At 66.3% G+C, this 8,608-nt stretch carries 10 protein-coding genes; all 10 read left to right on the top strand.

Annotation, left to right across the window (positions count from 1 at the left end; all coding sequences use genetic code 11):
• Positions 1–193: 193 nt before the first annotated feature.
• The 10 genes from ruvB to queC all read left to right on the top strand — a co-directional run bounded on the left by ruvB (position 194) and on the right by queC (position 8,542).
• Positions 194–1,234, top strand: coding sequence for a Holliday junction branch migration DNA helicase RuvB (gene ruvB / locus AB4Y98_RS17075; RefSeq protein ID WP_100460134.1), 1,041 nt, complete (start codon positions 194–196; stop codon positions 1,232–1,234).
• Complete coding sequence (gene ybgC, locus AB4Y98_RS17070) at positions 1,224–1,661, top strand: tol-pal system-associated acyl-CoA thioesterase (RefSeq protein WP_032975136.1); 438 nt, start codon at positions 1,224–1,226, stop codon at positions 1,659–1,661. Before ruvB ends, ybgC begins: the two co-directional genes overlap by 11 nt.
• 10 nt (positions 1,662–1,671) lie before the next feature.
• Positions 1,672–2,451, top strand: coding sequence for a protein TolQ (gene tolQ, locus AB4Y98_RS17065; RefSeq protein WP_025874672.1), 780 nt, complete (start codon positions 1,672–1,674; stop codon positions 2,449–2,451).
• A gap of 24 nt (positions 2,452–2,475) precedes the next feature.
• Positions 2,476–2,904 carry a protein TolR gene (gene tolR / locus AB4Y98_RS17060; protein WP_313250166.1) on the top strand — a complete coding sequence of 143 codons (429 nt, stop codon included), beginning with the start codon at positions 2,476–2,478 and terminating at the stop codon, positions 2,902–2,904.
• Positions 2,894–3,949, top strand: a complete 1,056-nt coding sequence (gene tolA, locus AB4Y98_RS17055) for a cell envelope integrity protein TolA (protein WP_442244772.1) — start codon at positions 2,894–2,896, stop codon at positions 3,947–3,949. The genes tolR and tolA overlap by 11 nt, the downstream gene beginning before the upstream one ends.
• A gap of 249 nt (positions 3,950–4,198) precedes the next feature.
• Positions 4,199–5,518 (top strand): Tol-Pal system beta propeller repeat protein TolB, encoded by a 1,320-nt coding sequence (tolB, locus tag AB4Y98_RS17050; protein ID WP_442244771.1) that lies wholly within the window; start codon positions 4,199–4,201, stop codon positions 5,516–5,518.
• Between the two features lie 64 nt (positions 5,519–5,582).
• Positions 5,583–6,101 carry a peptidoglycan-associated lipoprotein Pal gene (gene pal / locus AB4Y98_RS17045; protein ID WP_025874668.1) on the top strand — a complete coding sequence of 173 codons (519 nt, stop codon included), beginning with the start codon at positions 5,583–5,585 and terminating at the stop codon, positions 6,099–6,101.
• Between the two features lie 3 nt (positions 6,102–6,104).
• Positions 6,105–6,923, top strand: a complete 819-nt coding sequence (ybgF, locus tag AB4Y98_RS17040) for a tol-pal system protein YbgF (RefSeq protein ID WP_088100990.1) — start codon at positions 6,105–6,107, stop codon at positions 6,921–6,923.
• Between the two features lie 174 nt (positions 6,924–7,097).
• Entirely contained in the window at positions 7,098–7,799 is a 702-nt protein-coding gene (queE, locus tag AB4Y98_RS17035; RefSeq protein WP_442244770.1) for a 7-carboxy-7-deazaguanine synthase QueE, read from the top strand.
• Positions 7,800–7,876: 77 nt separating this feature from the next.
• On the top strand, positions 7,877–8,542 hold the full coding sequence (queC, locus tag AB4Y98_RS17030) for a 7-cyano-7-deazaguanine synthase QueC (protein ID WP_223496275.1): 666 nt from the start codon (positions 7,877–7,879) through the stop codon (positions 8,540–8,542).
• Positions 8,543–8,608 lie beyond the last annotated feature (66 nt).

The raw sequence follows: 8,608 nt of genomic DNA, 5'->3' as shown, positions 1-8,608 counted from the left end.
GGCGTGAGCCGCATGGATGCGGCGACCGAGCTTACAGGGACGTACTTGCAGCGTCCCCCGCAACCGGACCCACCCCGCCATCCATCAGGAAACCTGCTTCTGCTGTCGCTTCGGCAGTTGAAGTTGCAGTTGCTTCTGCGGGTGCCGGGCGCAGCCCGGCCGAATCTCCCCGCTTTTACCGCATAATCAGCACATGACCGACGACCGCATCATCGCCGCCGGCGCCACCCGCGAGGATGACGCCGCCGACGCCAGCATCCGACCCAAGCGACTTGCCGACTATCTCGGCCAGGTGCCGGTGCGCGAGCAGATGGAGATCTACATCCAGGCCGCCAAGGGTCGTGGCGACGCACTGGACCACGTCCTGATCTTCGGCCCCCCCGGCCTGGGCAAGACCACCCTCAGCCACGTCATCGCCAACGAACTGGGCGTGGCCCTGCGCGTGACCTCCGGCCCGGTGATCGAGAAGGCCGGCGATCTGGCCGCGCTGCTGACCAACCTGCAGCCGCACGATGTGCTGTTCATCGACGAGATCCATCGCCTGTCGCCGGTGGTGGAAGAAGTGCTGTATCCGGCGATGGAAGATTTCCAGATCGACATCATGATCGGCGAGGGCCCTGCGGCGCGCTCGATCAAGATCGACCTGCCGCCGTTCACCCTGATCGGCGCCACCACCCGCGCCGGCCTGCTGACCGCACCGCTGCGCGACCGCTTCGGCATCGTCCAGCGCCTGGAGTTCTACAGCGTCGAAGAACTGACCCGCATCGTGCGCCGCTCGGCCGCGATCCTGGCCATCGACTGCACCGCCGACGGGGCAGGGGAGATCGCGCGCCGCGCGCGTGGCACCCCGCGTATCGCCAACCGCCTGCTGCGCCGCGTGCGCGATTACGCCCAGGTCAAGGCCGGTGGCCACATCGACCAGACCGTGGCCCAGGCCGCAATGCAGATGCTCAAGGTCGACCCGGAAGGCTTCGACGAGCTTGACCGCCGGCTGCTGAAGACCATGGTCGACTACTTCGACGGTGGCCCGGTCGGCATCGAGTCGCTCGCTGCGGCGCTGTCCGAAGAGCGTGGCACGCTGGAAGACGTGGTCGAGCCGTACCTGATCCAGCAGGGCTACCTGGTGCGCACCGCGCGTGGCCGCATGGCGACCCACAAGGCCTACCGGCACCTGGGCCTGAAGCCGAAGAACCCGCCACAGGACCTGTTTGCCGAGGTCCCCGATGTCGGTTGAACCGCGATTCAGTTGGCCGACACGCATTTACTGGGAAGATACCGACGCTGGCGGCGTGGTCTACCACGCCCGCTACGTGGCCTTCATGGAACGGGCCCGGACCGAATGGATGCGCGCGCTGGGCTACGGCCAGGAGCGCATGCGGTCCGAGCACGGCATGGTCTTCGCGGTGCGCTCCATGCAGATGGATTTCATCAAGCCGGCACGGCTGGATGACCAGCTGCAGGTAAGCGCCACCCTGGTCCAGCTGAAGAAGGCCAGCATGGTCTTCGACCAGCAGGTCCTGCGCGACGGCCAGCTGCTGCTGTCCGCACAGGTCCGCATCGCCGCACTGGACGCGGCCAGTTTCCGCCCGCGTGGCATGGACGATGCCGTCCTTGCCGCGCTGCAACCCCACCTCCACCCCGAATCCGAACAGAACTCTTGAGGAACAACGGATGATCGCAACGCTCCTGGCCCTGCAGGCCACGGTCACCGAGGCTTTGCCGGCTGACGTCAGCAATGCCGCGACCCAGACCCTTGCCCAGGCCACCACCGGCGGCGGCATCAACTACCTCGAACTGATGGCCAAGGCCAGCTTGCCGGTGAAGATCATCGTGCTGGCGCTGTTGGTCGGCTCGTTCGTCAGCTGGGTGATCATTTTCCGCAAGGCCCGCATCTTCAAGCAGGCCACCCGCGAAGCTGACGAGTTCGAGAACCGCTTCTGGTCCGGTGCCGACCTGGGCAAGCTGTACAGCTCGGCCACCGACCGCAGCCGCAATGTCGGCGGCCTGGAAGCCATCTTCGAAGCCGGTTTCCGCGAGTACACCCGCCTGCGCGACAAGCGCCGGCTGGATGGCCGTGCCCAGCTGGAAGGTGCCCAGCGCGCCATGCGCACCACCTACACCCGCGAAGTCGACCAGCTCGAGCGCAACCTGGAGCTGCTGGCCAACATCGGCTCGACCGCCCCTTACGTGGGCCTGGTGGGTACCGTGTTCGGCATCATGGTGACCATGCACGACATGATCAGCAGCGGCGCCCAGGCCGGTATTGCCGCCGTCGCCCCGGGCATCTCCGAAGCGCTGTTCGCCACTGCCATCGGCCTGTTCGTGGCGATCCCGGCGGTGTGGGCCTACAACCGCTTCACCACCCGCGTGGAGCGCATGTCGGTGCGTTTCGAGACCTTCGCCGACGAGTTCAGCTCGATCCTGCAGCGCCAGAGCGCTGGCGACGAGTAAGCGCCAGACCCGGGAGTCCAAGCCATGTCCGCTGCCATCGGTCGCCGCAAGCGCCGCAAGCTGAAATCGGAAATCAACGTCGTTCCCTATATCGACGTCATGCTGGTGCTGTTGATCATTTTCATGGTCACCGCGCCCATGCTCACCCTGACCTTCGACGTCGACCTGCCCAATTCCAATGCCAAGGCGCTGGAAAGCAAGCAGGATCCGTTGATCGTCTCGGTGCGCCAGGACGGCCAGCTCAGCCTGAAGCTGCCCGACGCCAAGGAGCCCACGGCAGTCACTGCCGAGGAACTGCAGGGCCACCTGTCCGGCATCGCCGCGCAGGACAAGGATGTGCGCGTGATCGTCGCCGCCGACCGTGCCGTGGCCTATGAAAAGGTCATCGCGGCGATGGATGTGATCAAGCGCGCCAATGTCGACAAGGTGAGCCTGGCCACCGATGCGAACTGACGTCCTGTCGCCACCGCACAAGCAGGAGCCCGGCTGGGGTCAGCCCCTGTTGCTGGCCGTGCTGGTGCACCTGCTGGTCGCGCTGATCTTCATCGGCGCCTGGCTGTGGTCACCGCAGCGCAATACCGATGCCGCCGCAGGTGATCCCTCGGTCGAGGCCAGCCTGGCACTGTCCGCGTCCGAAGCCGCTGCCGCCCGCCAGGCCCTGCGCCAGTCGGAAAAGCTGGAAGACCTGCCGCCGCCGGTGGCCGAACCGATCCCGGTGCCGGAAGACACCATCCCGCCGCCGCAGCCGATTGAAGAGCCGCGCCCGCAGGACGCACCGACGCCGCAGCAGCAACAGGCGCAGGAACGCGTGGCGCAGCCCGACACCAAGGACCAGGACGCGGTCAGCGCGTTGGCCATCTCGCAGGAGAAGGCCAAGCAGGAGCAGGAAGCCAAGCGCCGCCAGGAGCAGATCGACCTGACCGAGCGCAAGCGCCAGGAAGAGGCCGAGCAGAAGCTGCGCCTGGCCAAGCAGCAGGAAGCGGACGCCAAGAAGAAGCAGGCCGAGCAGGAGCGCCTGGCCGCTGACAAGGCCGAGGCCGAGAAGCAGAAGAAGATCGCCGACATCCGCGCCCGCCGCGAGCAGGCCGAAAAGGAAGCCAAGCTGGCCGAGCGGAAGCTGCGCGAGGTCGCTGCTGCGCGCAATGCCGCAGGCACGGCTGCTGCCGGTGCCAGTGGTGCAGCACAGCCGGCTGCCGGTGGTGGTGGCAGCAGTGATGATCTGTCTGCCAAGTACGCGGCGGCCATCCAGGCCAAGGTGCTGGCGCAGTGGGTGCGTCCGGACAGCGTGCCGCTGGGCCAACGTTGCCAGATCACCATCAACCAGTTGCCGGGCGGTACCGTCCGCAGCGCCACGGTCAGCGCCGGCTGCCCGTTCGATGAAGCCGGCAAGCGCTCGATCGAGGCCGCCGTGCTCAACGCCCAGCCGCTGCCGTACCGCGGTTTCGAGCAGGTATTCGCACGCACGATCAACTTCACATTCACCGCCCAGGATCGCTGAGGCGCGGGGCAGGGCAGCCCTTTGGGGCTGTCCCGTCATCCAATGACGCCTTTAGCTCTGGATCGTATGGGCCCGTCCACGCCATGCTTGGGACGAGTCATCCGCACGAAAGTTGGCCGCGACGTTAACGGCATGTGAGAGACCCGGCTGGCACTGACCAGGAATTCACGTACCCTTGGTTCATGATTGCGAAGCGGTTCACTGCCGTTTTGTTATCCCTCGTTCCGGTTCCCCCTATTTGAGCGCTCCATGAAGAAGATGCCTCGCTGGCTTGCCGTGTTTGCGGCCCTGTTGCTGCCCTTTGCTGCCGTCGCGCAGCAGAAGGGGCTGGATATCGACATCATCGGCGGCAATGCCTCCGCCCTCCCGATCACCATCGTGCCGATGCCCTACCAGGGTGCAGCCGGTGCTCCGCAGACCGACGTCGCCGGCGTGGTCCGTGCCGACCTCGAACGTTCGGGCCAGTTCCGCACGCTGCCCGAAGCGCAGATCGTCGAAAGGCCGATCCGTGGCGGTGACATCCAGTTCGCCACCTGGCGCGCGCTGAAGCAGAACTACATCGTGGTCGGCCGTGTCATGGACGCCGGTGCCGGCGCCTACCGCGTCGAGTACGAACTGTTCGACGTGCCCAAGGGTGAGCGCCTGCTCGGCCTGGCGATGACCGCACGTGGCAATGCCATGCGCGACGTTGCCCACCAGATGGCCGATGCCATCTACGAGAAGATCACCGGTGTCCGTGGTGCCTTCTGGACCCGCATCGCCTACGTGACCGCCAGCGGCAAGGGCGACGCCATGCGCTACGCGCTGATGGTGGCCGATTCGGACGGCTTCAACCCGCAGACCATCGTGCGTTCGGCCGAGCCGCTGCTGTCGCCGTCGTGGAGCCCGGATGGCAACAAGCTGGCCTACGTCAGCTTCGAGCGTGGCAATTCGGCCATCTACATCCAGAACATCTCCACCGGCGCCCGTGAGCTGGTCACCAGCTTCCGCGGCATCAACAGCGCCCCGGCCTTCTCGCCGGACGGCCGCAAGCTGGCCCTGACCCTGTCGCGCTCGGGCAACCCGGAAATCTACGTGATGGATCTGGGCAGCAAGCAGCTGACCCAGCTGACCAACCACTTCGCCATCGATACCGAGCCGACCTGGGCGCCGGATGGCAGCGCGGTGTACTTCACCTCCGACCGCGGCGGCCGTCCGCAGGTCTACAAGGTCGGTGCCGGTGGTGGCAGCGCCGAGCGCGTGACCTTCCAGGGCAACTACAACGCCAAGCCCTCGGTCTCCTACGACGGCAAGAAGATCGCCGTCGCCCAGGGTTCGGGCAACAGCTACAAGATCGCCCTGATGGACAGCTCGCTGGGTTCGCCCCGCTGGAGCACGCTGTCGCCGGGTTCGCTGGACGAATCGCCGAGCTTCGCGCCCAACGCGAGCATGGTGCTGTATGCCGCCCGTGAGGGTGGTCGTGGTGTGCTGTACGCCGTCTCGGCCGATGCGCGCGTGCGCCAGCGCCTGGTTCTGGCAGACGGTGATGTGCGCGAGCCGGCATGGTCCCCATACCGTACCCAGCGCTAAAAGAGTGTTAATATTTTCTCTGTATTGAACCCCTCATCGGCTTAGGAGCCACAAAGGTATCGCCATGAACAAGTCCACCCGCGTTCTGCTTGTTTCCCTGCTGTCTGTGGCCGTCCTGGCCGGTTGCTCGAAGAAGGTCAAGGAAGAAGCCCCGGCTCCGGTCGATACCGGCACCTCGACCACCACCCCGACCGGTCCGTCCACCTCCGGCCTGTACGGCCCGGGCGACCTGGACACCGATGCCTGCCTGCGCCAGCGCGTTGTCTACTTCGACCTGGACAAGGAAGACGTGAAGCCGGAATTCCAGGCCATCATGGCTTGCCACGCCAAGTACCTGCGTGACCGTCCGTCCTCGCGCATCACCCTGCAGGGCCACACCGACGAGCGCGGTTCGCGCGCGTACAACCAGGCCCTGGGCGAGCGTCGTGGCAACGGCGTCAACTCGGCACTGCAGGCCAACGGTGGCTCGGCTTCGCAGCTGACCGTCGTGTCCTACGGTGAAGAGCGTCCGGTCTGCACCGAGTCGAACGAGTCCTGCTGGTCGCAGAACCGTCGCGTCGAAATCGTCTACACCGCGCAGTAATCCATGCGCCTTGGCATCAAACTGATGCTGGTCGTTGCGGCAGCCCTCGTGGCTGCCGCACCGGCGCATGCACAACGCCAGAGCCTGGCCGACCGTGTCGGTTCGCTCGAGCAGCAGATGTACAACAACAGTGCCAACCAGGACCTGTTGAACCAGATCAACCAGCTGCGGCAGCAGGTCACCAGCCTGCAGGCCTCGATCGAACAACTGCAACACGACAACGCCCAGCTCAAGCAGTCCGCCCAGGACCAGTACCTGGATCTGGACAGCCGCCTGAACCGGTTGGAAGGGGGCTCTGCCGCCCCGGCCCTGCCTGCTGTTCCGGCGAGCGCACCGAAGGCTCCTGCAGCCCCGGCAAAACCCGCAGCGGCGGCCACTTCCGAGCGGCCGCCTTCCGTCCATGGTGACCCGGGCAGCCTGGCCGTCACCGGTGACGAGCGTACGTCCTACAACGTGGCCTTCGACGCACTGAAGGCGGGCAAGTACGATGATTCGGCGCAGCTGTTCCTGAGCTTCCTGGAGCTGTACCCGAACGGCGTCTACGCCCCCAATGCCTTGTACTGGCTGGGCGAAAGCTATTACGCCACCCGCAATTTCCCGATGGCCGAGTCCCAGTTCCGCGAACTGCTCTCGCGCTATCCCACCCACGACAAGGCCGCTGGCGGCCTGCTCAAGGTCGGCCTCTCGCAGTACGGCGAGGGCAAGGTCGACCAGGCCCAGCAGACGCTGGAGACCGTCGTGGCGCAATACCCGGGCTCGGATGCCGCGCGTACCGCGCAGGACCGCCTGCAGTCGATCCGCCTCGGCAATCAGATCCGCTGATCCGCTGACCGGGCGTACAATATGTGTCCCGTAGCGCCGAGCCCATGCTCGGCTGCTTTCGTTTCCGGCCAGGCCAGGCCTGCCCGGTTTCAGTAGAGCCGAGCCATGCTCGGCTGCTTTCGTTACCGGCCACGGTAGCCCACCCGCCACGTGCCCCGCCAAGAAGTACCCGCCATGACCGCCGTTTCCCCGTCCGCCGCCGTCGCCACGCCCAGCGAGATCGTGCAGTCGCCCCTGCCACGCCTGAAGATCACCGAGATCTTCACCTCGCTGCAGGGCGAAGCCGATACCGCCGGTTGGCCGACCGTGTTCGTGCGCCTGACCGGTTGCCCGCTGCGCTGCCAGTACTGCGACACCGCCTACGCCTTCCACGGCGGCACCTGGTGGGACATCGACGATATCGTGGCCCACGTGCAGGCCCAGGGCGTGCGCCACGTCTGCGTGACCGGCGGCGAGCCGCTGGCGCAGAAGCGCTGCCTGGTGCTGCTGCAGAAGCTGTGCGATGCCGGCCTCGACGTGTCGCTGGAAACCTCCGGTGCGCTGGACGTCAGCGCCGTCGATCCGCGCGTGTCGCGCGTGGTCGATATCAAGACCCCTGGCTCGGCCGAGGTCGCGCGCAACCGCTGGGAAAACCTGCCGCTGCTGACCACGCGTGACCAGATCAAGTTCGTGATCTGCAACCGCGAAGACTACGACTGGGCCAAGGCCATGGTCGCCGAACACCAGCTGGTGCAGCGCACGATGGTGTTCTTCTCACCCAGCAAGGGTGAAATCACTGCCCGCCAGCTGGCCGACTGGATCGTCGAAGACCGGCTGCCGGTGCGCTTCCAGATGCAGTTGCATAAAATCCTGTGGAACGACGAGCCGGGCCGATAAGCCGGCGCAGTGTTTCCTGATGTAGCTCCGGCGCGGGACAGCGTGCTGGCTTTCTCCCCCAACCGGATGATTTACCCATGAAGAAGGCAGTCGTGCTTCTCTCCGGCGGCATGGATTCAGCCGCCGTCATCGCCATGGCCCAGGAACAGGGCTTCGCCGTGCATGCCCTGAGCGTGCGTTACGGCCAGCGCCACACCTCCGAGCTGGATGCCGCCGCACGCGTGGCCAAGGCCCAGGGTGTGATCGTGCACAAGACCGTGGACGTGGACCTGCGCAGCATCGGCGGCTCGGCGCTGACCGACGACATCGACGTGCCCGAGGCGGGCGGCGAGGGCATCCCGGTCACCTACGTGCCGGCACGCAACACCATCATGCTGTCGCTGGCGCTGGGCTGGGCCGAAGTGCTTGGCGCCAACGACATCTTCTGCGGCGTCAACGCCGTGGACTACTCCGGCTACCCGGATTGCCGCCCAGAATTCATCGCCGCCTTCCAGGCGCTGGCCAACCTGGCGACCAAGTCGGGCGTGGAAGGCGCGGGCATCACCGTGCATGCGCCGCTGCAGTTCCTCAGCAAGGGCCAGATCGTCAGCGAAGGCGTGCGACTGGGCGTGGACTTCGGCCTGACCGTGTCCTGCTACAACGCCGATGCCAGCGGCGCGGCCTGCGGGCATTGCGATGCCTGCCGCCTGCGCGCGCAGGGCTTCACCGACGCCGGCGTGCCCGACCCGACGTTGTACGCCTGACCGGGCGGTAGAGCCGGCCGCTGGCCGGCTTCATCGGTGGGTGCGAACTCCACCCTGGTGGGTGCG

The sequence above is a fragment of the Stenotrophomonas sp. 2YAF26 genome (assembly GCF_052114625.1).
GTDB classification, from domain to species: Bacteria; Pseudomonadota; Gammaproteobacteria; order Xanthomonadales; family Xanthomonadaceae; genus Stenotrophomonas; species Stenotrophomonas indicatrix.
This window is presented reverse-complemented; position numbering and strand designations above follow the sequence as displayed.